A 24,487-nucleotide genomic window follows, 5' to 3' on the forward strand; every position below is an offset into this window, starting at 1 on the left:
CTATTTAGTTAGATTTCTCGACTGCGTTGCACTCCGCTCGAAATGACGGTAACACAAGGTAATTTTTACGTGAAGATTAATTAGGTCATTTATATTGATTTTTATAAAATAAATTATCCCTCAGATTGACAGTTCAATATTTATGATACAGCTTCTTGTTTAAATTTCGTTCAGTTCAAATTTTATGCGCTGGAATCAATAGTTTGAGGTTTTTCCAGACTGGCTATTAAATTTAACCGCTTTCCTTTATCTTTGCCGCTAATTTAATATTCCCAGTTCGTGATTAATGTAAATAATATCTCCGTTTCATTTGGCGGAACTACCCTTTTTAGCGATGTAACCTTTTCGATAAACGAGAACGATAAAATCGCCCTAATGGGTAAAAATGGTGCAGGCAAGTCGACCATACTAAAAATAATTGCTGATGTAGCTAAACCTACTTCTGGTAACGTAACAGGTCCGAAAGAAGCGGTGATTGCCTATTTGCCTCAACATTTGCTCACTCATGACAATGTTACTGTTTTTGAGGAAACCATGAAAGCCTTTGCAGAGGTAAACCAGATGCAAAAAGAGCTTGATGAACTGAACGAGCAACTTACTATCCGTACCGATTACGAAAGTGATGATTATATGAAGCTTATCGAGCGCGTATCGGAACTAAGTGAGCAATTTTATTCCATTGAAGAAATCAATTATGATGCGGAAGTAGAGAAAGTGTTAAAAGGTTTGGGTTTTGAGCGCAAAGATTTTAGCCGCCAAACTTCTGAGTTTTCGGGTGGATGGCGTATGCGCATTGAGTTAGCCAAGATTTTATTAAAGAAACCTGATCTGATCTTACTGGATGAGCCTACCAACCACATGGATATCGAAAGTATTCAATGGCTGGAAGATTTCCTGATCAATTCGGCAAAAGCCGTAATGGTCATCTCTCACGATCGTACTTTTGTAGATAACATTACCAACCGTACCATTGAGGTAACGATGGGCAGGATATATGATTATAAAGCCAAATATACCCATTACCTTCAACTGCGTGCTGATCGTCGTATACACCAGTTAAAGGCTTATGAAGAACAGCAACGTTTTATTGCCGATAACCAGGAGTTTATTGATCGTTTTAGGGGAACTTATTCTAAAACCTTACAGGTGCAATCGCGTGTTAAAATGCTCGAGAAGCTTGAAGTAATTGAGATTGATGAAGTAGATACATCGGCATTGAGATTAAAGTTTCCGCCATCGCCACGTTCAGGTCAGTATCCGGTAATGGTAGAAGAACTTACTAAAACTTATGGCGATCATGTGGTTTTCGAAAAAGCATCCATGGTGATCGAACGGGGAGAAAAAGTAGCTTTCGTTGGTAAAAATGGCGAAGGTAAATCGACTATGATTAAAGCCATTATGGGCGAGATAGATTTTGAAGGCGGTTTAAAAGTAGGACACAATGCTAAAATTGGCTATTTTGCGCAAAACCAGGCCGCATTACTTGATGAGAATCTCACCGTATTCGAAACCATTGATCAAATTCCTTTAAGCGACGGCTCAATAAAAATCAAAGACCTTTTAGGTGCCTTTATGTTTAGTGGCGATGATACCACTAAAAAGGTTAAAGTGCTTTCTGGTGGCGAGAAAACACGTTTAGCTATGATTAAATTGTTGTTAGAGCCTGTAAATGTATTAATCCTGGATGAGCCGACCAACCATTTGGATATGAAGACCAAAGACATTATTAAAGATGCATTGAAAGATTTTGATGGTACTTTAATTTTGGTATCGCATGACCGGGATTTCTTAGATGGATTGGTGCAAAAAGTATTTGAATTTGGTAATAAACGTGTTCGTGAACACTTTGAAGATATCAAAGGATTCTTAGCCTATAAAAAAATGAATAGCCTGAAGGAAATTGAGCAAAGCTAAATAAGTACCGCGGTCGTCAGTCTGAGCGTAGTCGAATACTTTTTGAGATGGATAAATCGCAAATAAATGCCCTTCGACTACGCTCAGGGTGACATCTTTTTGCGATTTATCTCTTAACTTAATGACATTGACCCTTAGCCCAGGTTTGAAAGCAGTTCTGAAGAGAGCTGCTTTTTTTTTAGCTAGCACCGCGAGTGGTTTCGAAGCATCGTCATTTCGACCGCAGTGGAGAAATCTTTTAACATAGTTCAAAGATCTCTCCATTTCGCTGCGCTACATCCGATAGCTATTGATAAGAGTGACTACCACCCGATATAAAAAATTGATCAAGTTAAGGAACAAGAGCGGCAATTTCCTCCTCAGAGGTTTCTACCCGGCTAACATCCGTTTGGGCAGCCGCAAAATGATCAATAGTCAAATTGGTTGCTTTGCCCATAATCAAAGCATGACGATTGGTATTACCTTTTAGTTTTAACGTACTGCTGTCGAGAATTTCAGTATATAGCCCCTCAGTACTGGTGTCAATATCGGCAAAGGCATTTCCCTTAAGAATGATCTGGAGAAATTTCGTGGTGAATTTTGCTTCTGTTTTCACTACCGCATTTTCATCTGCCTCAATGCGGTAGATATCGTTTACATAAATAATAAGTTTACACTTTTCTTTATCGAGGCTGGTAATACGTAGGATCTCGCCCTGTTGCGTAACTTTCGCACTACCTGCGTTATCATCTGCGTAAGATACTCCAATGGAAGTTCCTTGAACCAATATCACTTCTACATTGCCCTTTATCAAAATCTTTCTAAAGTTTTGAATGTTGCAAAGTAATATCCTGTTTTTTTCTGCAGCCCTTAAATTGTTTGGAAGAGTAGCCATCAAGGTTGTTAAGGCAAATGTCATGGTGATCAGCGTTTTAATTGAGGTTTTCATCTGTGTTTAATTAAATGTTATTTTTTTATACTATGGTAGTCTGTCTGCTACTGCGAATCAGTTTGTACCAATGTTATTCATTTGCAGGGTTAACCAAGCTGGTGCCAAAATACAAATGTGTCCTTAATTGCTTCTTAAGAGGTGTTTCTGCTCATTTGCTTATTGAGGGCTGTTCATTTCTGAACAGTTGATGTGCGACGGCGAACAGTTTTTTTATAGCGCTTATAAAGAACTCCTGTTAAATATGGAAGTAGTTAACCTATTGATTAATAGTTGTTTGAAAAATAATGTCAATGATGGAGTCAATTTATTGCCTAAAATCGGTATGAAAGACAGGGAATTTAAACGAATTAATTGACCGCGAAGAATCGTCATCAGATTGCTATCGGATGCGAGAAGGCTTTTTCAGCCGGCAAAGCATTCTTACAACGATCGCTACCAGCGTGGGCTTTAAGACTGCTTCGTGCCTTATAATGACGTTTATGTAAACAACTGATATTTAGTGTTATTTTTTTGACCATATAAGACATTTAAGGACATATAAGCTTAGATGTTCTTTGTATGGTGTGAAAGCTTAAAAGATTATTTAATGAATTAGATGTTCTTAGGTGTCTAAGGTGGTTAATTAAACTGCGTAGTCTTTAAATTTTACGACCATCTTAGACATCTTAGCTCAATGAGTTTTGCAGGATGCAAAATCTTAAACCTAATACTTTTGGAATTGCAATAGTACGTCATTCCTATTTTTTTCAGGCTACAGACCTGATGGTTACTCGCAATGACGACCATTTTATTGGATTCTTTCAATGGTAACCTGTCGAAGGACTAGATTAAATAGGCCTTGGCAGGGTGTTTCGACAAGCTCAACGTGACAATACGAGTTGAAATTAACTTTGTGATACAGCTTCATTATGCTTAAAAAGCTTCGAGGTTCAAAATCTGTGCCTTATACGCTGCCGGAAGAATTAAGTTTCGTAACGGTTTGTTCACTTTCAGTTTTCGGCTTATTTTATATAAAGCAAGCACTGATTTAATAGGTTTTCCTTCCCCGAGTTTAAGCAAGTCATTCACTTTAAGTGGAACGATCAGTGCCTGTATTTTTCGCATTAACAGATACCTCAGCGCACCGAGGTGTTTTTTATATTGATCAAAAAGATCATGAGAGAAGCAGCTATAAATTAAGTTTTCCTGGAGCTGTTGTTCATGCATCATTTGCCATGCCGCAAAATCGGTTGGGAGCCCGTTTATTTTCATGCGGTATCCAACTTGATAGAAAGTGGTAAATATTTCCTCCTTTTCCATTAAAGTAAGTTTTCTTTCCAGCACTTCAAAAGCGCGGATAGAATAGCTAATCAGCATAAATAATACATCTCTATAGGCCCAATCTGGAATTTTAGCATTTCTTCCAGCTTCAACATGCTGATGGATCATGTTAATCTGATCTATCGCCGCATTGGCTTCAGTTAAAGTAGAAAATACGATTTTTTGCGCATAAGCAACGGTAGAAAATAGTCTTCCTAGTGGATCTTTAGGTAGTTTGCCTGTAAAATACAACCAATCAACAGCTTTATTCAGGCTAAATTCTGCTGCGGCGCCAGCAAAAATAAAAAGAACAACATCTGTATTGCCCCATATTTTCCTTACGATGGAATGTTTATCTACAAAGTCCATAATGCGCTTCTAATATTTCAATTTTTTTAATGTTGATTCGGCATAGTATCAACGGGATAATTCCGAGAATGCCAAAAGAACAATCAATCATTTGCCAAAATATGGGGATATGACGGATATTTCCCGCAATTATAGCCAATGGTATAATTGCAATACAACAGATCATACCAAAGTCGATCACCCATTTGTTTTTTAAAGGATCTTTTAATGGGCCGATAAAAAGCAGGGCCAGCATGAGATGCGCAAAAGCCAGCCAATCGGTACCATAACTTAAAAATGGATAATGTAGATTGGTCATTTTGAGCGCATGATAAATTTCTCCAAGCCAAAGTTGCAGGCTAATTGGTAAAATTTCCACATGTTTAACCAGATAGGCCATTTCGGTTTCTAAGGGAAATGCAGTTAATCCGCTTACCGCCAATCCTGCAATAATTGTACAGATGTATATTTTGGCATATTGCCTGAGTTTTTGTTCTTCTTTGTGCATAGCTTGCTGTTAGATAATATCGATTTGCAGATATTGTAAACCTGATGGAATAAACTACTTCACTTTTCTATGTTAAGTAAAGTGCTTTGTGTTTCAAAGTAAAAACTAAAAATTGAATATTCCAAAAAAAATTGAAGGTTTCGACATGATGAATTTTTTTATCTTATTGTATTGAAATTGGAAATAGGGAGCGAGTTGTGCTTAAAGATGGTGGAGCAGGGGGGGCTACTTGAAGTGAATTTACACCAGGTAAGGGTATAATTTAAAAAGCAAAAGCGCCAGCATCGCGCTGGCGCTCTTGTTATCATTAACTAAACTAAATCAACGCACTGCTTCTGGCAGTTGTCTCATTTGTCAAACAAATATCCTTCGGATTGACAATTAAAACGAAGAGGGTTGTTAAATAGGGAAAATGTCCTGCTGAGTGGGTTTTGGCGGAATTTAATTTCGTTTGTAGTTTTAATTATACTTTTAAGCAAAATTTTGTTCTTTTTTTTATGATCTGCATAAGGGTTTAATAGAGAGTATTCATATATTTGGGTATTCATTATAAAACTAAGCCTAAAAGAAATAAATAGACTAACTACTATAATGGAATTATACACTCCTGACCAAACTGACAGAGATATTTTAGCACTTTTACAAAAAGATGCAAGGCTAACCTACAAAGAACTTGCCGCTATACTACATCTTTCAAAATCTCCGATTCAGGAACGTGTAAAACGCCTGGAACGTTTAGGGTTCATTTCATCTGTGGTGGCATTAATTGATCCCAATAAATTCGGCAACTGTATGATCTGCTATCTGCAGGTTCAGCTTACCAATCATTCTGTTAACACCTTCAGGTTATTTCAGCAGGAGGTAAGCAAATTCGATGAAGTATTGGAATGTTACCATACTACAGGCGGCTTTGATTTTATGCTAAAGGTTGTTGCCAGAAATATGGTCGCTTATAACGATTTTCTAACCAATAAATTTGGTCGTTTAGATAACATAGGTACCCTGAATAGTTCACTTGTAATTACACAGGCCAAACGCGAAACTGCTCTGCCTGTTTAGGGCTTAAAATAATATATTTTACTTTAATGATTTCTAACTGATCAACCTCATGTAAACTTGATCGAAAACTGTGTTTCGTTAGGTTGTATTGTTTTTAGCGAGAAATCAAAGTTATGGTTTAAAAGAATTTCGCGCACTAAGGTCAGTCCAATTCCCTGTCCATCTTTTTTAGTGCTGAAGAATGGGCTGAACAGCTGTTCAGTATCTTGTTGAGAGATTCCCTTTCCGGTATCTGAAATGGTGAGCATTTGCTTAGACTGATCTAACGTTAACGTAATTTTTCCTGTATTTTCGATGGCTTCAATTGCATTTTTAACAACATTGATCAGTGCCTGTTCCATTTGTTCAACATCGGCCGAGATAAAATAGCTTTCATGGGTACTTTCGAAATCAATTTTAATATTTTTTTCGTTTGCCGGAAAATACATGAGCTCAGTAACCGATTTTATCAGCTCAACCAGATTTATTTTTTTTCTGTTTGCCGCTGGTAGTTTAACCAGATCTGCAAAGTTGCGCATAAAAATATTTAGGTTCTGATTCCTGTCTGCAGCAACCTTTAACGCATTTTTCAAAGAATAGTCCTGTTCGTTTAGCCAGAGGTTTTGTTGTGACAGCGCGGTATTGATGATCGAATTTACCGGTCCTATAGTATTGTTTACTTCGTGTGCCATCATTCGTATCACTTTATTGTACACACCTTTCTCAGCCGCAAAAATTTCGGCAGTTACCTCTTCTATCATGATGAAAATACGCTCAAAACCCCGGTCAATAAACCTTGATTTCTGGATCTTGTAGGTATGCACCCCGTTAACTCGCACTACTTTAGAACTGCCTGTTTTTATTTCATGTATCTGGTTTTCAAGTAGATGCTGGTTGTTGTTTAAAATTTCGGTCGCTTTTGGGTTAATCTGTTTAACCTGCTTATCGTAATCTAAAATAATAATGCCGGTAGGCGAGGTTTGAATCAGTTTTTCGAGAAAAAAGTGCTGTTCTTGTTGTTTGGTCCGTTCGGTTCTAAGTTCATCGATCATCCGGTTGTAAACATCTACCAGCTCATCTACTTCCTTTTTGCCGGTAGACAGAAATTTAACATTAAAATCTTTATCCTTTATTGCCGAAACACCCTGACTCAAATAGCTAAGCGGCGCAATTAACTGTTTGTATAAACTCAGCGAAATCAATATCGAAATGATAATAAATACCTCAGCAAGCAAGAAAATAAACTTATTTTCTTTAAAAATTAAGTAGCTCATCACCAGACAGATCAGGTGGAGCAGCACTAAAAAAAGGATATATTTAGTCTTCAGTTTCATTAAAAGGGATTTGATATTTTTCCAACCGGCGGTAAAGTGCATTTCGCGTAATACCCAAAGATGCAGCGGCCTTTGTAATCCTGTTTTTATGGAAATTCATGGCTTGTTTAACCATTTCAGCTTCCATTTGCTCTAAAGTCATCGTGCCAACGCCAGGCAATTTAACTTTTTCGTTCCTTAAAGGGGATAAACTCAATTGTGATTGAAATTCATCGACTCCCAATTCATTTTTATGGCTGATCAATACTGTTCGTTCTACCAGGTTTTTTAACTGCCTGATGTTTCCTGGCAAGGCCAGTTGTTGCAACCAGCGCATTGCTGCTGAGGAGATGGATAAATCAGGACGGTTGTAAATCTCTTTCATATTGTTAATGAAGAAATTTACAAGTAACGGAATATCTGATGGACGTTCTCTTAAAGCAGGAAGATGAATGGTAATTAAATTGATCCGGTACAATAAATCTTCTCTGAATAGACCCGAAGCCACCATTTCGTTCAGGTTTTTATTGGTGGCGCAAACTACCCTTGTATCAACCGTTTTGGTGCGGCTGCTGCCCAAAACCTCGTAAGTTCTGTCTTGCAGTACCCTTAATAGTTTTACCTGACTCGAAGCTTCAAGGTCGCCAATTTCATCCAGAAATATGGTACCCTTGTTTGCCATTTCAAAACGGCCTGTTCTGTCAAAACGGGCATCAGTAAATGCACCCCGAACATGGCCAAACATTTCACTCTCAAATAAAGAGGAAGAAATGCCGCCCAGGTTTACTTTTACAAAAGCTTTATTCATGCGGTTGCTGTTTTCATGGATGGCTTCCGCAATCAGTTCTTTTCCCGTTCCACTTTCACCTGTAATCAGAATTGAGGCATTGGTAGATGCTACACGACCAACGGTTTCAAGAATGGTCAGCAAACCCGGATCTTCGCCAATAATCTGCTTAAAATTATATTTTTTATCGAGTTCTTTTCGGCTTCTTGATATTACTTTTTTGCCGTTTAACTGTAGTAACGTTTCTACCGACTGTAATACATATTCATTGTTCCATGGTTTATTGATAAAATCATTTGCACCCAGTTTCATTCCTTCTACAGCGAGTTCGATGCTTGCCCAGCCCGTGATCAATATTATGGGTAAAGCGGCATCGAAATCCCTGATTTTTTTGAGCAGGTCCATACCTTCTTTACCCGAAGTACCAATCGAAAAGTTCAGATCCAGAATAATAAGTTCAGGCTTTTGGGTTTTTACCACCTCAAAAGCCTGAACAGGACTATCTGTACTTACGATTTCATTCCCAGTGTTTTTTAAAAGAAGCGAAAGTGAAGTACGTACAGCTATATCGTCATCAACAATTAATATCATATGCGAAGTTAAGATAAGTTATTCTTCATGCAATGCAACAGCAGGATGGATGTTAGCCGCCTGTTTACCGGGATATAAAGAGCAAAACAAAACCAATAGATAAATGAATGCCACCGATAAGAGCATCGCAATGATATAAACACTTGCAGGAATATTAAAAACACTCAGTAATGGGAATTGGCCAGCAAAAAAACAACCAACCAGTAACGATATGGTAGCCAATATAATCGCTTCCATAACCAATTGATAAGAAACCGATCGGCCGCTTGCACCAATAGCCCTGCGCAAGCCGATTTCTCCTTTTCTCTTATTAATATTGTACCACAATACGCCAAATAAACCCAATGCTACATTGATAATCAAAAAACTGGCAATAATGATAAAAATAACCATTGGAATAATGGTTTGCTTATTTTTCGAATTGCGCATTTCATCCAGGTGTTTTATTTCCACCGCATTTTTTACTGTATTTGCCATAAACTTATACAGCTGACTTTCAAAAGTAGCATCTGCACCCTCGCGCACTTTTATTAAAATATTGTGGGTGTATTTATGAAAAGCAGTATCAATTGGGTTAAAAATAGCGCTGCCAGCAGGCAAGAAATCACCACTTGCTTTAATGTCTTGCATCACTCCAATTACCTTTAACTTCTCTTTTTCATCGTAATTACCAATTAATTTCCCAGTTGCTTGTGCATTGCCAAAAAGCTGTTTCTTAAGTGTTTCATTGATAACGATATTTTTATTGTTGCTAACTACATCTTCTGGTAAAAACCATCTGCCTTCCAATAATGGCACATTCCATACTTTTTTGTAATCGATACCAACTGTATAATTAGCTATATAATTGAACTTTTTTCCATTTTGTGTTAAACCCGTACTCGAAAAAGAATCTGAGTAGGGGTAGTTAGCGCCAGAGTATGCAACTTCTTCTATCTGAGGCATTGATTTTAAAGCTTTTTGAAGGTTATCGTAGAAAATTTTTAGCGAATCATTATTTTTGGTCAGCTCCCCATTGTTGTAAGTAATACACCAAACTCTTTTATAATCAAATCCCAATGGTTTGCTGTAGTTTTGGTAATAGTAAGTGAGGAATGAAAAAACTGCAAATATAACCAGAAAAGAAACTAGTATTTCGGAAAGAAACAGGAAATTCTGTCTCCGTTTATTCCATATCAATTTAAATAAATGTTTAAACATAATAATATATTTTAATGGTTTATTGTGCTTTAAGGGCTTTTACAACATTTAATTTAGACATTCTCCATGCGGGGTAAACACCCGAAAATAAACCAAAAAATATGCAGGCGATTAAGCTGTAAAACAATACGGTAAAATTCATGCTGAGGTGCATGTTCGAAATAAGATTTGCTCCATTGATCAAATGAATAACAATTACTGATAAAATAATCCCGATCACGCCACCTAAAAAAGTAAGAACTAGATTTTCTACAATAAACTGGTATACTAAGGTTTTAGAAGATGCACCGAATGCTTTGCGTACCCCAATTTCAGAGGAACGTTCCATAATTCTTGTAATATTGATATTGACTAAGTTTATGGTGGGCAGCAATAAAAACAATAGTGTAAAAAGACTAATGATCGAAACCACTTTTGTTAAGCCATTAGAAGTTCCATCACCTGCGATTCTTCTGGTTATATTGGCAAAAAACGGATCGGCGTTACAATATATTTTGTCGAAATCTTTCGGTAATGGTAATTTTTTAACCATCTGATCAAATTCCTTTTTCATTTTAGGCACATTAGCCTCACTTTTGGCCAGCAATATGGCATTGTATCCCCCCATTAAATCAATGTCTTTATAATCTTTTGAAATCGTGTAGGGCAGGTACATATCACCACTAAAATTATAAAGCGTTTTCGACACATTTTCTACCACTCCAATTACCCTGTAGTTAATGTTATCGGCTGATATATATTTGCCAATTACGGTTTTTCTATCACCGAAATAAGCTTTTTTTGTTTCTTCAGAAATTACCGCAACCAATTCTGCATTGTCTATTTCTCTTTGTTGAAAAGCTTTGCCTTCTAAAAACTGGTATTCCAGTACATTCCAGTAATCGGCATTGGTGTACTTGTATTCGATTACCAGTTTTTTATTGTTTACATAAGCATTTGATGCTTTTGCATTAGAAGAAATGGCCATCTTTTGCACCGTTTTTAAGGTAGAAACATAATGTTCGAAAAAATAAAAAGAAACATCGCTTCTGTTCATCCAACCTTCTTTGGTGTTTTTATATTCCATTGTGGAAACGTAAAGCGAGCGGATTCTTTTATAGTCTGGGTAATCAGGGCTTAAAATTTTATCCATAAAAGCGGTTGCCACCATTAAAATGGTGAGTGTAAAGCTGATCCCGAACAGGCTGATGAAGGTGAAGAATTTTCTCCGTTTCAATACAGCCAAGGCTATTTTAAAGTAGTTTTTTAGCATGATTTCGGGTTATTGAACTTGTGAACCATCAAATAGACGTACCAGACGGTGTGTTTTATGTGCCATGCTTTCATCATGCGTTACCATCACAATGGTGGTACCTTCATTTTTATTCAGGTTGATCAGGATATCCATAATCTCGTTCCCCATGGCACTATCTAAATTTCCGGTGGGTTCATCGGCTAAAATAATCTGTGGGTTGCCAACAATAGCCCTTGCAATGGCCACACGCTGCCGCTGACCGCCCGAGAGCTGTGTAGGGAAATGTTTTAAGCGGTTGCTTAAACCAACTTTTTCTAAAGCTGCAGTAGCAAGCACTTTTCGTTCTTTGGCTGATGAAGTACGGTACAATAGTGGCAATTCTACATTGTCCAATACCCGCAAATCATTGATCAGGTGATAACTTTGAAAGATAAAACCCAGTTTTTGATTTCTGAATTTTGCCAGTTTCTGATCAGAGAACCGGCTGATATCCTGTTCATCAATTTTAATGTTTCCTTTTGATGGCTCATCCAGTAAACCCATGATATTCAGGAGCGTACTTTTACCACAGCCCGATGGACCCATGATCGAAAGAAACTCACCTTTGGCAATATCCAGGCTGATTCCGTTGATGGCAAGTGTCTCCACTGTATCGGTCCGATAAACTTTTTCAATGTTTTGTAAGCGAATCATAATGTATAATTAGTAATTAAGATTTATTAATAGGTTATTTTTCTGTTTTTTTCGAAATCGTAAAGCGAGAGGTAACGGAGCTGATAGTAAGCACCCCAGAAATCGCGCAGGGAGGAAACATAATCGCGTTTTGCCCTGTCGTTTTCCTGAAAGGCGATACTGAGGTCCGTAATGCTCAGATTGCCCAAAACATAGCGCTCGCTGGCAATTTTATATTTTTCTGCAGCAATATTTTCGGCTTCATCAGTAAGCAGGATTTGTTCTTTCATCATATTAAAAAGTGTTACCTGGGTTACAATCTGCTGTTTAAACGTCTGTTTATCCTGCTCTACAGCGTAGGTGATAAATTGCTCGTTGGCCTGAGCAGTTTTGGTACGCGATTTAGATCTTCCCCAATCCATTACAGGGATAGCAAGCTTTAATTCGACGGATTGCTGGTTTTTTGGCGACCGGTAGATGTCGAAAGCGCTGTTTGCCGCATTGGAGAAACCGAGGTTAGCACTCAAGGTTGCAACTAAGCCATTTTCACCTTTTGCTTTGGCTACATCTCTTTTGGCTTCGGCCAAACGGCGGATAAAGCCAATGGCATCCGAACGGTTTTCGAAAGCCTCGGCCAAAACTTTCTCTGTAATTACGGTCATTTGAGCCACTACTGCAGGCATATCCAGTTTAATCCTGTCGTCGCCTTCAATGCCAATGTAGCTCCGCAAGTTTAAGGTGGCAATTTCTACATCGCGTTTTGCGGTACCTACTGCTTTCTGCGCATTTAAAACTTCTAACTGAAGCTGCAACATTTCGTTTTTAGAGATTTTGCCCAATTCGAATTTTGTACCGGCAATGGTTAAAATGCGTTTGGTGTTTCCATAATTTAAATCGGCAATGTTCAGGTTGACCTGTGCCAGTAACAAATCGAAAAAATACTCTGTAACGGTAATGGAGATTTTTTCCTGCGTTTCTATAAAAACCTGTTTGCTTTCATTGAATTTTAATGGTTCTATTTTCTTGTCCCATTTTAGGCTGTTAAACTGTAGTAAGGGCTGTGTATAACCAATGCCGTATGGGATTCCATTGTAAAGCACGCTATTCCTGTCGAAATCATCAAAACGTTGGAGCTGTGTGGTTCCATAAACAGTTCCTCCGGTAGCAGCTATGCTCTGGCTAAAATTTAATGTCAATGAGGAGTTATCGTAGTGTACCGGTTGAAAAAGGATACTTCCATTGGGCTGTTGAACCTGCGTGTAGGTTTTGGTGTATCCCGGTAAAATCCCTTCCAGTGCGAGTTGTGGTTGGTAATTTGATTTAAATGTGCGCCACTCCCAATATTTGGTTTCTTTTACGGTGATGGCCTGTTTAGCGGCGATAGAATTTGCCTTCGCCATTTCCACAACCTGCTGTAAGGTGAATTTCAGGGTGTCTGTTTTTGGCAATGCGAAACCTTCCAAAGTAACCATGATCAATAAACCCATAAATAAAAATTTCCCTCGCATAGTCTTAATTACTGATGGTTATGGTTTTTGTGTTTTTATAATCGCCCATATCTGAGGTAATTACCTCATCGCCGGCCTTTAATCCGCTTAAAATTTCTACATAATCGAAATTGCTTAAACCGGTTTTAACGGCTCTGCGTTCAGCAATCCCATTTTTAAGTACAAAAACTTCTTGTAGGTTAGAACCATTAAATGCCGGACCATTGGCAATCCTTAATACGCCGTTTCTGGTGGCAGTAACCAGAAAAACATCGACTTTTTGGTTTGGACGAAGTTCTTTACTGTCTTTTTGGTTCAATTGAATATCGAATGAAACAATGGCGTTGCTTACTGAAGGAGAGATGTTTACAATGGAGCCGCGTAGCTGTGTATTGCCTATGCGGATAATGGCAGCCATATTGTTGTGGATTTTATCCAGCAGGTTATCTGACATGCTCCCCGCAACTTTAAAACCGCTTAAATCGGCAATTTTAACTAAAGCATCACCCTCATGTACACTCGAACCTATATTTTTGTTTACCCAGGTAATTACGCCGGGCCTTGTTGCAATTACATCAGCCAGATCGAGTTTTCGTTTTAGCGCATCAAGATCATTCCGCTGGATGGCCAAAGCAATTTCAGCTTCCCTGATTTCAATTTTCATGGTCTGCTGTTTGCTCCTGATCTCATTTTCCAGTTGAAGTTTTTCCAGTTCAGCAACTTTTAAGTCAAGTTCTGCACGTTCTACATCTTCCTTTGTTCCGCCGCCGGCTTTTAATAATCTTTTAGCTGAAGAAACCGCATCTTTAAGGTTACTGATGCGTAATTGTTTAATGCTGTTATTGGATTTGATATCGAAAAAACTCTTCTCCAGATCCAGTTTCAGCTTACGGATCTCATTTTCTTTTGATTCCATTTGAAACTGAAGTTTTCCATAATCCGTTTGGCTAACCGATTTGTCAAGCGATAAAATCGATTGACCTTTATTTACTTTGTTACCGGCATCCATTAATACATTTTTAATCGATGCATTTATCGGACTTGTTAAAACCTCTTCGAATTCAGGTAGTACCTCGCCGGTAGCATTAATGGTATTTTCGATTATTCCGGTCTCTACCCTGGCTGTATTAATATCAGCATCGGTTAGCGATGGCTTAAAATAAAACCGCACCAGCCATACAATAACCGCGAGAATAATGATGATGATAAAAATGATGAGGTAAGTTTTCTTTTTCCTTTTCGAAGAAACTTCTTCTTCAATGAGTTTGTCCATTTAAATAATTTACACCAGGCTTTACAATAGGGGTGCCATTGTTAAGTTGTTGTTTATTAGTTGTTTAATTTTTGTTTTGGATTTAGAAATGCCCGATATCGAACATCCTGTTTATTATCGGGCAAAAAAATGAAATGCTGGGTTGTGAACAGATTTGCGATAAAGGATTTAAGGTCAAATATTTGTTACGGATAAAATCTTGCTGAATAACTACTTTAGTTAGATATTGGGTAACGGTTTATCTTATAACAAGATCATATTCGCTTGTTGTAGCCTGCCAAATGCCACAAAAAGTATTTTTTAGAACTGAACTCAAATTAACATCATACTATGTCGAACCAAAATAACTCAGCTGATACTACCGGAGCCTTAACAGATGCGGGGATAAGCCCGGATAAGAAAACATTTCTGCAATCACTCACCGAAGATTGGTGGGCGGTGATATTGGGAACAGTGATCATTGCCACGGTACTTTATTTAACCAGCAATGGCACTGCAATCAGTTTGCCGGCATTTAAATGGACAAACAGTGAAGATCTTTTGGGCAAGATATTATCAGCAGCTAACTTATTGCGGATTGTTGAAATGGGTGCTGTTTTTCTGGCTTTAGCTTCAGTAGCTATAGGTTTATCAGGAGGTAATGTTGCACGGTTTGCTGGTGGTTTTGTGCTTATCTATTTGTTAGCCATTGTTTCCTTTATTATCGGAGGCAATAAAAGTGTATCCTATTTTGGATTGGAATATGTGGTATTTGCATTGCTTATCGGTATTGCGTTAGGTAACTTAATCAAGTTGCCATCCTGGCTAAAAGAAGCGGTACGATCTGAGTTTTATATTAAGACAGGTTTAGTCATATTGGGAACTACTATTTTGTCGGCCGATTTGATTAAAGCCGGTTTACCTGGTATTATACAGGCGGTTATTGTTGTTACCGTAGTATGGTTTTTTTCGATGTGGTTGAGCCGCAAGTTAAAAGTTGATGATGAATTTGGTGTGATATTAGCGTCAGCAGTATCTATATGTGGGGTTTCTGCTGCAATTGTAGCAGCTGGCGCCATTAATGGCGATAAACGGAAATTGTCTTATGTAACCACTTTAGTATTGATTATGGCTATCCCAATGATGATCATTTTGCCTTGGGCGGTAAAGTATTTTCATATACCTGAAGTAATTGGAGGTGCATGGCTTGGCGGTACTTTAGATACCACGGCAACCGTAACTGCTGCAGGCGATTTGGTTGGTCCAATAGCTGTTAAAGCGGGTGTTATTGCCAAGTTTTCGCAGAATGTTTTTATTGGTGTCGCTGCATTTTTTATCGCAATATGGTGGGCCTATAAAAAACCTAAGGGTGATGATGGCGTAATCCTTAAAGCAGAACGCCCGGGATTGAAAATTGTGTGGGAGCGATTCCCGAAATTTGTATTGGGTTTTGTTGCGGCATCTTTAGTATTTTCTTTTCTTTTATCTCCTGCAGCGGCAAAAAGTGTTGCGCCAACCTTAAATGGTTTACGCACCGTGTGGTTTGCAATCGCATTTATTTCTATTGGAATGGAAGCCAAATTTTCATCATTGGTAAAACTTCAGGGAGGGAAACCCGCACTTACTTTTGTTACCGCGCAAATATTCAATATATTCTGGACACTTTTATGGTCGTACATTTTATTTGGCGGATATTTATTACCTGTGCCTGATTTTAAATAGCTGAAGCATTGGGTTTACTCTAGTCCATCGAAAAGCTACATTGACATTATTTTACAAATCATTATTAATCATAGCTTTAATTACTTTAGTATTTCCGCCCAGCTAGGCCATAGCACGATATCTCCGTTCTACTTAAATCCGGCCTAACAAATTTTTCGGGCTGCACTGTCCAAGCCAACCTACTAGCTTCGAAAGAAAAATTTTCAGCCGGTGTTTTTTGTTTCTTTTTGACAACAAAAAGAAAGAGCCTTTCGGCGGCGGCGAGCCGAGGCAAGACCGCGCCGTAGGATAAGAGGAGACAATAGTACGTCACTCATATTGATTTTAAACAATTAATTAATCCTTAGGATGACAATTCTATATTTATGAGACAGCCTCTTTTTTACTCTTTTTGTTTTGTTATTTTACCAATGCAACAATTTGAAGTGCATTTGTATCCGGGTTAGTCATTTCTGTGGTTAGTGCAGCAAATCGATCCAGGTTCAATTTTGGTGTTTTACCCATTACCAGGTTATGTTTTTCAGTAGCTCCGCTCAATTTTAGATCGGCGTTGTTTTCGATTACGGTATATAAACTCTGCTTATTTTGTTTACTTCCAATATGTGATTTTACTGATACAAAACTTAATGGGCAGATTTTATATTATCTTTAAACAAGGATCTCCGGCGCTTATAGCTAAGCTATTCGTTTAATTGGGCGAGGGGAGAACCTTGAGAATCCATTTTTAACCAAATCATTTGAATAACAATATGAGAAGTACAAAATTTAGCTATCTGGCTTTTTTGATTTGCCTGATTTATATCGGTTTTTGTGGTTTTAGTTCTGATAAACAGGTGTATCCGAGTTTAGGCATTGTATCTGGTTTAACACAGGATAGTTTAGCTTATGCTTCTGGTTTTAAGGTGATCGGCGAATCGGTTCCGAAGATACTTTCACCTGCATTAAGCGATGATCAGTTTAATGCCAATTTAAAAAAGATTAAGGCTGCAAAATGTAAAGTGCTAAGCTGTAATCTTTTTTACCCCGCAAGTTTAAAAATAGCTGGTCCGGAGGTAGATGAGGCGGAGGTTTTAACTTATACCGAAACTGTTCTTTCGAGAGCCGGTAAGGCAGGAGTTAAGTTTATCGTTTTGGGCAGCTCTGGTGCGAGGAGCATTCCCGCAGATTATAATATCGTTAAGGCAAAATCTGACTTCGTTATTTTAGCTGGAAAGCTAGCGCGAATTGCCGGAAAATATAAGGTTACCATTTTATTAGAAAACCTTGAGACTACCGAAACTAACTTTATCACCTCATTAAAGTTGGCAGCAGAAATTGTGAGGGAAGTTGATCACCCTAATTTCAAACTTAACGCCGATATATTTCATATGATGCGTGAAGGAGAATCTCCTAATGAAATTATTGAGGCAGGTGAATTGATTGGATTTTCAGAGGTTGCAGAAAAACAAAGCAGGACATTGCCTGGTGTTATGGGCGACGATTTTAAACCTTATTTAAGAGCTTTGCACAAAATAAACTATAAAGGGTTCATTTTTATTGAGGGAAGCATCAAAAATGCAGCTACCGAAATGCCACTTGCTTTTAAATATCTGTCTGCTCAGATTGCAGAAGTATATTCAGAAAAGAAAACGGATTGATTATTTCTTTCCTAATTGCAATAAGGGATGTAAATGCGGTTATTTAGATAATAAAACTAACGATTGGGTGTTTGTTTTATCTGCAGTATGATCAATATTTGGTAAACGCATTTTTGCAATGCTGGTTTCAACAGTTAAAGATGGGTTTTCTTTTTTAGCAAGTGTAGCTATGTCTCGCACGGTGCTTGATAACATTTTAAGCGTAAGCATAAATTTACGTTCGTTATGCCTGATCTTTTGAAGATCTGCATTTGGATTAAAGCGTTCAGCATTTGAACACGCACAGAGGTTAAATTGGATACTATCTAAAACAACCAGTTTGTCTGTAATTTGGTTCAATACTTTATCCGAAAGATTTAACCCCTGAATAGCTATTACCTTGTTGTTTTTTACATAATAATCTAAGCCATTAAAACTAATCAGGGTTAAGTTTTTTCTGTTTATGATGTATTCTTCCTTTGGAAAGTTATTGTCTGAAAAATTTTTATTATATGAATTGTGCTGATCTGCCAGTCGCTTAATGATCGCATTTCCGTCCAATTTCTCTATATTCTCGGAAATGTTAGCTGGTTCTGTTGGATTATTTTGGGCAAGAGCACCAATTGTTAAGCAAGAAAATGAGGTAATTAAAGAAAATATTAGAGCGGTTGATTTGATAAATTTCATACTGCAAAAATAAGTTTTTAATCCTACTAAACGAATTTCTGTAGATTTAATATTACGGTTTGTTTGTATTTTTTTAATTTTTTTTGATGATAAAAATCAACTTTTTGGTAGTTAAGTTATTTGTCATTTATGATTATACGTGAAGGTATGGCTTTGATGTATAAAATCTATGGAGCAGGACCAGTAGTTTAGGCCTATTATTTCAGCGTAATTTAATTGTTAAAAGGAAATAACTTGTTCACTCTTTTTACCTTTAGCTTCTGTTGTTAATGCATCTAAGGAAATACTGATATTTAAAGTGTAGAAACCTTCTTCGTCAATTCCTGCGGTCATTTCTGCATTTTGATGGTAGGCATATTTGAGTCGGTTACTGATATTATCCATTCCTGAACCAAAGCCTACCTTGCTTTTTATTGATCTCGGTAAATTACGGCTCTCAATATGCAATTTGCCATCAAAAGTGTAAACATCTATAGTGGCCTTATTTTCTATCTCGTTAAGGTTTCCATGTTTAAACATATTTTCTAAAATAGTAAGCAAAACAAGTGGAATTAATTTAATTTCATCAAGGTCAGGTCCGCTGGCAAACTCAATATAAATTGCACCTTGGGTAATTCGGTGCAGGCAGATCAGGTTTTCACACTGCGAAATTTCATCACTTAAACGGACATCACCTTCATTGTGTTGCGTGTTCGCTGCAAAGCGCATCATGTCGGAAAGGTAAAGCATTACTTTGGCATCTTCCGGAGCGTAAGCACTTAGTTTTTGGTGCACAAACTCAAATGTATTAAAAAGCAGATGGGGATTGATCTGTGCTTTCATGAAAGCATTTTTGGACATGGCCAGTTCTTTATCCATCTTTTCCTTCTCAATAAGCATTTGAAAACGCTGTTTTTCGATACGGGATTTTTCTGTCCTTTCACTGATAAACTGCTTTAGAAAATAGTAACCTGTAGAAAAAAGCAGGAAAAATGAACCTCTATAAAGCACCCTGGATATTCTGATCCTAAAATTCGGCAATTCCCCTGGTAAAATATTGGTATAAGTATTTAACAGAATGTCAACACCAGTAACTACACCTAAATAAATTGAAATTGTAAAGATAACAACTAGAGGAACCTTCCATACGGCTCCTTTAGGAAACGCTGTTGCTTTTTCTATCAGTAAGGGATAGGTGTAAAATAAGGTCATGTTAATCATATAATGAATAGCATAGTTGCCGAATGTTCCTAAAATACCTGTGAAATAAAGAATAATTAGCGTTTCCCAGATGATAAATACGGCCCATGCAATTATGTGTATCCGGTAAGTGTGCAGCCAGTTTCGCAACATAGTATTGCTCCATTTTAACCTATTCATAAAGACTTATTTACTATTTGTGTAACGATTAAAGTTATACCGTGCCATCGCAGCTAGTTTTCAAAAAAAAACAAATTATGAAAACTCAAAAATTAGCTAAAAGAACACTTTTTGTATTTAAAAAAAAATATAGTGCAAAGATAAATAGACCAACAACCGTTTCCGAACCAACCACGTCAGGAGTTACGACTACTTCCGGAATATATTAATACTATTCTGGTTCATCAGTAGCCGTTATTTTTTGCGGCTACTGATGATTAACCTTTCGGAAATAAAACTTTTGAATTCATTATGATAAATATCTCCAACGGTAAAACTAATGTGGTTGTTCATGGTAATCCGATTGCCATCAATATACAAAATCTTATCAATGGCTACGATATAACCACGGTGTAATTGGATAAAACCGTTTTTAATGCTAAGCTGTTCCCGAACATCTTTTAAACTTAAGTAAGCAATAATTATTTTTCCCAGGGTATGTAATTTAATATAATTATGAAAACTTTCAAAGGCAATAATATCTTCATATTTAACCATTACCGCACGGTGCTCTTCTTCCTTGTTTTTCACCAGAAAATAATCTTCGTTAGCCCCGCCAGTCATTTCATGTCCGAAAAGCCGGGTAATTGTGGTGGCAAATTTAGCATAGCTATATGGTTTAAGCAAATAAGCGTCACCTGCTGCTTCAAAAGCATCAAAAGCATACTCCTGGTGTGAAGTAGTGAAGATGAGTTTTCTGGTTCTGAAGCGAATGGCTTTGGCCAGTTCCAGGCCTGAAATTTGGGGCATTTCCACGTCCATAAAAATTATATCAACCGTTTCTGAAGTGGCTAGCTCCCTTAAGGCAGTAATTGGGTCAGTATATTGCTGCACAAGCCGCATGTTTGGAGTATCTTCTATATATTTCTGTAGTCCCACTAAGGAACTGTACTGGTCATCTATGGCTATGCACTTAATCATCTTCAAAAAATCTGGTTCTCTTATAACGAAATTACGCCTTTTTGTAACGAAAAGAATACTATCTGTACGCTTTAATTTTTAATTTTTCCCATATTCACTAATTCAAAGCATAATTTATCAATTAAGTTTACTAGATGCAGGCAATAGCCACAATCCATAAAATATATTCCACCTTTAATGGGTTTGCTAATCTATTATAAGTTTGAAATTTATTCAAATTAAGAGCACAGGCTCGTCCTCTTTGTTACAAGAATATACATATCCCTACACCTGTGTAGTTGTAGCTGATTAATTATGCCTTTTCATTTTTTGTGTCAATATATTGCAACGTGCGGTACTCATTATGTTGGCTAAACGTCATATATATTCATTTAAAACGAGACTTGGTTTTATTAAAGATATTTTTGCAATACAGATTTTATCCCTTTTATTTATGGCTGATCACTTATTGAAAAATGTACTTTATTCCGTTCTCGATCTTGCAACCGTTTTAGATGGTTTTACTGCTGCAGATACCTTTAAAACCAGTCTCGATTTAGCTAAACAATCTGAAACTTTAGGGTATACACGTTACTGGTTTGCCGAGCACCATAATATGGCTGGTGTAGCCAGTTCGGCAACGGCGGTACTTATTGGTTATATTGCCGGTAATACCAATAATATACGCGTAGGTTCCGGAGGTATTATGCTGCCCAATCACGCACCCTTAATTGTAGCAGAACAATTTGGTACATTGGCCTCACTTTATCCTAATCGGATCGATCTGGGTTTGGGTAGGGCACCAGGAACCGATCAGGTTACCGCAATGGCCATCCGCGGCGAAAACTTTAATGCTGCTCATAGCTTTCCCAGGGATATTGAAAAACTGCAACAGTTGTTCTCTGCCAGTAATAACCGTGCAAGTGTAAGGGCCATGCCAGGAGAAGGCCTGGATATTCCAATCTGGATTTTAGGTTCGAGTACAGATAGCGCACGCTTAGCTGCAGAGAAAGGACTTCCTTATGCTTTTGCAAGTCATTTTGCCCCAACCTATTTCGAACAGGCGATATCCATTTATAGAAATAATTTTAAACCATCAGCATTTTTACAGGAACCCTATGTAATGGCCTGTGTGAATGTGGTGGCTGCAGATACCGATGCAGAAGCAGAACGTTTATCAAGCTCTGTAAAACGGATGTTTTTAGGTGTAATAACAGGCAAAAGAGAATTACTAAAGCCTGCTGTTGATAATATTAATGTATATTGGGATCAGTTGGAAAAAGAAGCCGTAGAGCAGATGTTGTATTATTCTTTTATTGGCAGCGGCAATACCATTAAAGAAAATTTAGAAACATTTGTTGCTAAATATGGTATAAACGAAATCATGAGCACCTCGCATATTTATGATCATCAGGCAAAATTGCATTCGAATAAAATTTTTGCAGGGTTGTTTGGGTAAGCGATTAGGAGTCATTGCGAATATGTCTCCTTCATAATTTGTCATTTCGAGCGGAGTGCAACGCAGTCGAGAAATCTATCTAGTTAGACCTCTCCATTCCGTTGCACTTCAGTCGAGATGACGACCGTTTTATAGAAGATATCGAAGATGTGCGCAGAACCCTGTCCATCTTACCTTTTCCTTCATTCACCACCGAGTTCACAGAGAAAAAATCACAGAGAACACAAAGTTAGTCCGATACAAGTTCCGCGGTAGTCTTCTTAAATCTGTGGGAGCTAATCGCTTAATGTTCCTGCAGATATCGCTGAAGCGCGCAGAATCCCGCCCATTTTACATCTTACATTTTCCATCATCACTTACTCTTTAAGATTTCTTAATAATAAGGGAATATTGAGCTGGTAGCTTTGCAGTGAAAAAAAGCACCATCCCTTGAGCGAAACTTTACTTTCATCTTTACAGTGCGGAAGCCATCGGGCCATGGAAAAAATCTACCAGTTTTATTGGGAAGATATTTTTGATGCTGCACTAAAAAAAACGGGTGATGAAGCCCTTGCACAGGATATTACCCAGGAGATTTTCATTTCACTTTGGGAAAATCATAAAGCGATTAACCTGTCTGGAAGTCTCGGTGCTTATCTCCATGGCGCTGTAAAATATAAAGTAATTAACTATTTTAGGTCGGGCAGTATTAAAGAACAGCACCAAGCTGCGCTTACAGCCCTTATGGATGAGCAGCATATTGCTGCGGCTGATGATAAATTAATTTTAAAAGAGCTTTACCAGGAGGTAGATGCCGCCATTGCGCTTTTACCCGAAAAAATGCAATTGGTATTTTCGATGAGCCGGAAACAGGAGAAATCCATCAAAGAAATCGCTGCTGAACTCGAAATTTCTGTACAAACGGTAAAAAACCAGATCTCTGCAGCAATAAAGCTTCTTAAGAAAAGTCTTTCCTATATCCTGTTAATTGCTGTATTGATTGGCTTAACATAAAGTTAATCTATAGATAACATTTTTGGTTAGTACCGATCTTCTTTTCAACTGACATGTATTTAAATGACAGAAGAACAGGCAAAGGAACTGCTGCAGAAATATCTCGATCAGCAGGCTAGTCCGCAAGAGCAAAAAAAAGTTGAAGAGTGGTACGCCACACTTCAGGCAAAAGATGTGGTGTTATCCGCCGATCGGAAAGCAGCGATAGGGGCGCAAATGTTCGCTAACCTTCAGATCGCTATGCATGGGAAGCCAGAACGCGGCAAAGTATTCAAACTTCAGTCTTTTATAAGGATTGCCGCCGCTGTATTCTTCATCATTACAATTGGAATAAGCGTTTGGAAACTCAATACCAACGTGGTTTCTGAAAATCAGGTAACCGTAGTTACCGGAAGTACACAAAAGAAGCGAATTACTTTATCAGATGGTTCGGTGGTTTTGTTGGGGCCGTCAGCAAAACTCTGCTATCCTAAAGCCTTTGCTTCAAACAGCCGCCATATTGCACTTAAGGAAGGGGAAGTTTTTTTTGATATTGCACATCAGGAAAAAAGGCCGTTTACAGTACATACAAGCGCTGGGGTAGACATTAAAGTTTTAGGGACCTCTTTCAAAGTCAAATCTTATCAGGACAATAAACAGCTTGAGGTTGTGGTAGTTACGGGTAAAGTTGCAGTGAGCAATCAGAAAGGCAACCTGGCTACGCTGGTTAAGGATGAGTTTTTAACTTACGATAAAAATGATGGTCGCGCTGCCATCCGTAAAATCAAAGCATCTGCTTTCATCAAGTTCGCTTTCGATGGTGCGAATCTCGATCAGGTGATCTCTAAACTCCAATATGTTTACAGCATTAAAATTTTGCTGAACGATACGGCTTTAGGCAAACTTAAAACTACTGCATCTTTCAGCAGCAAACAATCGCCTGAAGAGATTTTGGATATTATCTGCAGTCTGCATCACCTCAGATTCAATGCATCAAAAAATCATAAAACATTTAATATATACAGATGAGATAGGATATAGAAATTTTCTACGGTGCCGATCAGATCGTTTGCCGCAATCTTTCTTCCTGGCAACAAAAGCCAGTATAATTAAAGCTTTACAAAAATAAAATCAAACAAATTAAGCAATGAAAACAACC

At 37.7% G+C, this 24,487-nt stretch carries 22 protein-coding genes; 8 read left to right on the forward strand and 14 right to left on the reverse strand.

Features of this window, described 5'->3' with window-relative positions:
• Positions 1-279: 279 nt before the first annotated feature.
• Positions 280-1,914 carry an ABC-F family ATP-binding cassette domain-containing protein gene (locus BCL90_RS24275; RefSeq protein ID WP_121287894.1) on the forward strand — a complete coding sequence of 545 codons (1,635 nt, stop codon included), beginning with the start codon at positions 280-282 and terminating at the stop codon, positions 1,912-1,914.
• A 331-nt stretch (positions 1,915-2,245) separates the two neighbouring features.
• On the opposite strand, the gene BCL90_RS24285 is transcribed toward BCL90_RS24275, so the two are convergent.
• The 3 genes from BCL90_RS24285 to BCL90_RS24295 form a co-directional block, all read right to left on the reverse strand.
• Positions 2,246-2,842: a GIN domain-containing protein gene (locus tag BCL90_RS24285; RefSeq protein WP_121287896.1), complete on the reverse strand. Its 597-nt coding sequence runs from the start codon at positions 2,840-2,842 to the stop codon at positions 2,246-2,248.
• 915 nt (positions 2,843-3,757) lie between these two features.
• A complete protein-coding gene (locus BCL90_RS24290; RefSeq protein WP_121287897.1) occupies positions 3,758-4,513 on the reverse strand; it encodes an oxygenase MpaB family protein in 756 nt (251 codons plus the stop codon).
• Positions 4,497-5,000, reverse strand: coding sequence for a hypothetical protein (locus BCL90_RS24295; RefSeq protein WP_121287898.1), 504 nt, complete (start codon positions 4,998-5,000; stop codon positions 4,497-4,499). The genes BCL90_RS24290 and BCL90_RS24295 overlap by 17 nt, the downstream gene beginning before the upstream one ends.
• 591 nt (positions 5,001-5,591) lie before the next feature.
• Between BCL90_RS24295 and BCL90_RS24300 the strand changes: the two genes are divergently transcribed.
• Entirely contained in the window at positions 5,592-6,059 is a 468-nt protein-coding gene (locus tag BCL90_RS24300) for an Lrp/AsnC family transcriptional regulator (RefSeq protein ID WP_121287899.1), read from the forward strand.
• A 47-nt stretch (positions 6,060-6,106) separates the two neighbouring features.
• Here BCL90_RS24300 and BCL90_RS24305 read toward each other — a convergent pair whose 3' ends face one another.
• Genes BCL90_RS24305 through BCL90_RS24335 form a run of 7 tightly spaced genes read right to left on the reverse strand, consistent with a single transcriptional unit; the run spans position 6,107 to position 14,595 of the window.
• On the reverse strand, positions 6,107-7,372 hold the full coding sequence (locus tag BCL90_RS24305) for a sensor histidine kinase (protein ID WP_121287900.1): 1,266 nt from the start codon (positions 7,370-7,372) through the stop codon (positions 6,107-6,109).
• On the reverse strand, positions 7,356-8,729 hold the full coding sequence (locus tag BCL90_RS24310; protein ID WP_121287901.1) for a sigma-54-dependent transcriptional regulator: 1,374 nt from the start codon (positions 8,727-8,729) through the stop codon (positions 7,356-7,358). Before BCL90_RS24310 ends, BCL90_RS24305 begins: the two co-directional genes overlap by 17 nt.
• An 18-nt stretch (positions 8,730-8,747) precedes the next feature.
• Positions 8,748-9,929, reverse strand: a complete 1,182-nt coding sequence (locus tag BCL90_RS24315) for an ABC transporter permease (RefSeq protein WP_121287902.1) — start codon at positions 9,927-9,929, stop codon at positions 8,748-8,750.
• 19 nt (positions 9,930-9,948) lie between these two features.
• Positions 9,949-11,181 (reverse strand): ABC transporter permease, encoded by a 1,233-nt coding sequence (locus BCL90_RS24320; protein WP_121287903.1) that lies wholly within the window; start codon positions 11,179-11,181, stop codon positions 9,949-9,951.
• 9 nt (positions 11,182-11,190) lie between these two features.
• Positions 11,191-11,856, reverse strand: coding sequence for an ABC transporter ATP-binding protein (locus BCL90_RS24325; RefSeq protein ID WP_121287904.1), 666 nt, complete (start codon positions 11,854-11,856; stop codon positions 11,191-11,193).
• 26 nt (positions 11,857-11,882) lie between these two features.
• Positions 11,883-13,343, reverse strand: coding sequence for a TolC family protein (locus tag BCL90_RS24330; protein ID WP_121287905.1), 1,461 nt, complete (start codon positions 13,341-13,343; stop codon positions 11,883-11,885).
• A 4-nt stretch (positions 13,344-13,347) separates the two neighbouring features.
• A complete protein-coding gene (locus tag BCL90_RS24335) occupies positions 13,348-14,595 on the reverse strand; it encodes an efflux RND transporter periplasmic adaptor subunit (protein ID WP_121287906.1) in 1,248 nt (415 codons plus the stop codon).
• A 330-nt stretch (positions 14,596-14,925) separates the two neighbouring features.
• Between BCL90_RS24335 and BCL90_RS24340 the strand changes: the two genes are divergently transcribed.
• Complete coding sequence (locus tag BCL90_RS24340; protein WP_121287907.1) at positions 14,926-16,296, forward strand: YeiH family protein; 1,371 nt, start codon at positions 14,926-14,928, stop codon at positions 16,294-16,296.
• A 399-nt stretch (positions 16,297-16,695) separates the two neighbouring features.
• Here the strand turns inward: BCL90_RS24340 and BCL90_RS25855 are convergent, their stop codons facing one another.
• Complete coding sequence (locus tag BCL90_RS25855) at positions 16,696-16,833, reverse strand: hypothetical protein (RefSeq protein ID WP_166792277.1); 138 nt, start codon at positions 16,831-16,833, stop codon at positions 16,696-16,698.
• A 212-nt stretch (positions 16,834-17,045) separates the two neighbouring features.
• Here BCL90_RS25855 and BCL90_RS24345 point away from each other — a divergent pair, with 212 nt between their 5' ends.
• A complete protein-coding gene (locus BCL90_RS24345; protein WP_121287908.1) occupies positions 17,046-17,933 on the forward strand; it encodes a sugar phosphate isomerase/epimerase family protein in 888 nt (295 codons plus the stop codon).
• A 39-nt stretch (positions 17,934-17,972) separates the two neighbouring features.
• On the opposite strand, the gene BCL90_RS24350 is transcribed toward BCL90_RS24345, so the two are convergent.
• Both BCL90_RS24350 and BCL90_RS24355 read right to left on the reverse strand, forming a co-directional pair.
• Positions 17,973-18,599 carry a hypothetical protein gene (locus BCL90_RS24350; RefSeq protein WP_121287909.1) on the reverse strand — a complete coding sequence of 209 codons (627 nt, stop codon included), beginning with the start codon at positions 18,597-18,599 and terminating at the stop codon, positions 17,973-17,975.
• Positions 18,600-18,818: 219 nt separating this feature from the next.
• Positions 18,819-19,958 carry a sensor histidine kinase gene (locus BCL90_RS24355; protein WP_121287910.1) on the reverse strand — a complete coding sequence of 380 codons (1,140 nt, stop codon included), beginning with the start codon at positions 19,956-19,958 and terminating at the stop codon, positions 18,819-18,821.
• A 77-nt stretch (positions 19,959-20,035) separates the two neighbouring features.
• On the opposite strand from BCL90_RS24355, the gene BCL90_RS26145 reads away from it, so the two are divergent.
• Complete coding sequence (locus BCL90_RS26145; protein WP_262707560.1) at positions 20,036-20,167, forward strand: hypothetical protein; 132 nt, start codon at positions 20,036-20,038, stop codon at positions 20,165-20,167.
• 25 nt (positions 20,168-20,192) lie between these two features.
• Here BCL90_RS26145 and BCL90_RS24360 read toward each other — a convergent pair whose 3' ends face one another.
• Positions 20,193-20,918 (reverse strand): LytR/AlgR family response regulator transcription factor, encoded by a 726-nt coding sequence (locus BCL90_RS24360; protein ID WP_121287911.1) that lies wholly within the window; start codon positions 20,916-20,918, stop codon positions 20,193-20,195.
• A 433-nt stretch (positions 20,919-21,351) separates the two neighbouring features.
• Here BCL90_RS24360 and BCL90_RS24365 point away from each other — a divergent pair, with 433 nt between their 5' ends.
• The 3 genes from BCL90_RS24365 (at position 21,352) to BCL90_RS24375 (ending at position 24,357) form a co-directional block, all read left to right on the forward strand.
• Positions 21,352-22,356 carry an LLM class flavin-dependent oxidoreductase gene (locus BCL90_RS24365; RefSeq protein ID WP_121288010.1) on the forward strand — a complete coding sequence of 335 codons (1,005 nt, stop codon included), beginning with the start codon at positions 21,352-21,354 and terminating at the stop codon, positions 22,354-22,356.
• Between the two features lie 429 nt (positions 22,357-22,785).
• Entirely contained in the window at positions 22,786-23,349 is a 564-nt protein-coding gene (locus tag BCL90_RS24370; protein ID WP_394341723.1) for an RNA polymerase sigma-70 factor, read from the forward strand.
• Between the two features lie 63 nt (positions 23,350-23,412).
• Complete coding sequence (locus BCL90_RS24375; protein ID WP_121287913.1) at positions 23,413-24,357, forward strand: FecR family protein; 945 nt, start codon at positions 23,413-23,415, stop codon at positions 24,355-24,357.
• Positions 24,358-24,487 lie beyond the last annotated feature (130 nt).

This window comes from Pedobacter alluvionis, from assembly GCF_003664035.1.
GTDB classification, from domain to species: domain Bacteria; phylum Bacteroidota; class Bacteroidia; order Sphingobacteriales; family Sphingobacteriaceae; genus Pedobacter; species Pedobacter alluvionis.

Coding starts and splice junctions, on each gene's coding strand:
- BCL90_RS24285 (WP_121287896.1), bottom strand. CDS start 2,842: ATGAAAACCTCAATTAAAACGCTGATCACCATGACATTTGCCTTAACA.
- BCL90_RS24290 (WP_121287897.1), bottom strand. CDS start 4,513: ATGGACTTTGTAGATAAACATTCCATCGTAAGGAAAATATGGGGCAAT.
- BCL90_RS24295 (WP_121287898.1), bottom strand. CDS start 5,000: ATGCACAAAGAAGAACAAAAACTCAGGCAATATGCCAAAATATACATC.
- BCL90_RS24300 (WP_121287899.1), top strand. CDS start 5,592: ATGGAATTATACACTCCTGACCAAACTGACAGAGATATTTTAGCACTT.
- BCL90_RS24305 (WP_121287900.1), bottom strand. CDS start 7,372: ATGAAACTGAAGACTAAATATATCCTTTTTTTAGTGCTGCTCCACCTG.
- BCL90_RS24310 (WP_121287901.1), bottom strand. CDS start 8,729: ATGATATTAATTGTTGATGACGATATAGCTGTACGTACTTCACTTTCG.
- BCL90_RS24315 (WP_121287902.1), bottom strand. CDS start 9,929: ATGTTTAAACATTTATTTAAATTGATATGGAATAAACGGAGACAGAAT.
- BCL90_RS24320 (WP_121287903.1), bottom strand. CDS start 11,181: ATGCTAAAAAACTACTTTAAAATAGCCTTGGCTGTATTGAAACGGAGA.
- BCL90_RS24325 (WP_121287904.1), bottom strand. CDS start 11,856: ATGATTCGCTTACAAAACATTGAAAAAGTTTATCGGACCGATACAGTG.
- BCL90_RS24330 (WP_121287905.1), bottom strand. CDS start 13,343: ATGCGAGGGAAATTTTTATTTATGGGTTTATTGATCATGGTTACTTTG.
- BCL90_RS24335 (WP_121287906.1), bottom strand. CDS start 14,595: ATGGACAAACTCATTGAAGAAGAAGTTTCTTCGAAAAGGAAAAAGAAA.
- BCL90_RS24340 (WP_121287907.1), top strand. CDS start 14,926: ATGTCGAACCAAAATAACTCAGCTGATACTACCGGAGCCTTAACAGAT.
- BCL90_RS24345 (WP_121287908.1), top strand. CDS start 17,046: ATGAGAAGTACAAAATTTAGCTATCTGGCTTTTTTGATTTGCCTGATT.
- BCL90_RS24350 (WP_121287909.1), bottom strand. CDS start 18,599: ATGAAATTTATCAAATCAACCGCTCTAATATTTTCTTTAATTACCTCA.
- BCL90_RS24355 (WP_121287910.1), bottom strand. CDS start 19,958: ATGAATAGGTTAAAATGGAGCAATACTATGTTGCGAAACTGGCTGCAC.
- BCL90_RS26145 (WP_262707560.1), top strand. CDS start 20,036: ATGAAAACTCAAAAATTAGCTAAAAGAACACTTTTTGTATTTAAAAAA.
- BCL90_RS24360 (WP_121287911.1), bottom strand. CDS start 20,918: ATGATTAAGTGCATAGCCATAGATGACCAGTACAGTTCCTTAGTGGGA.
- BCL90_RS24365 (WP_121288010.1), top strand. CDS start 21,352: ATGGCTGATCACTTATTGAAAAATGTACTTTATTCCGTTCTCGATCTT.
- BCL90_RS24375 (WP_121287913.1), top strand. CDS start 23,413: ATGACAGAAGAACAGGCAAAGGAACTGCTGCAGAAATATCTCGATCAG.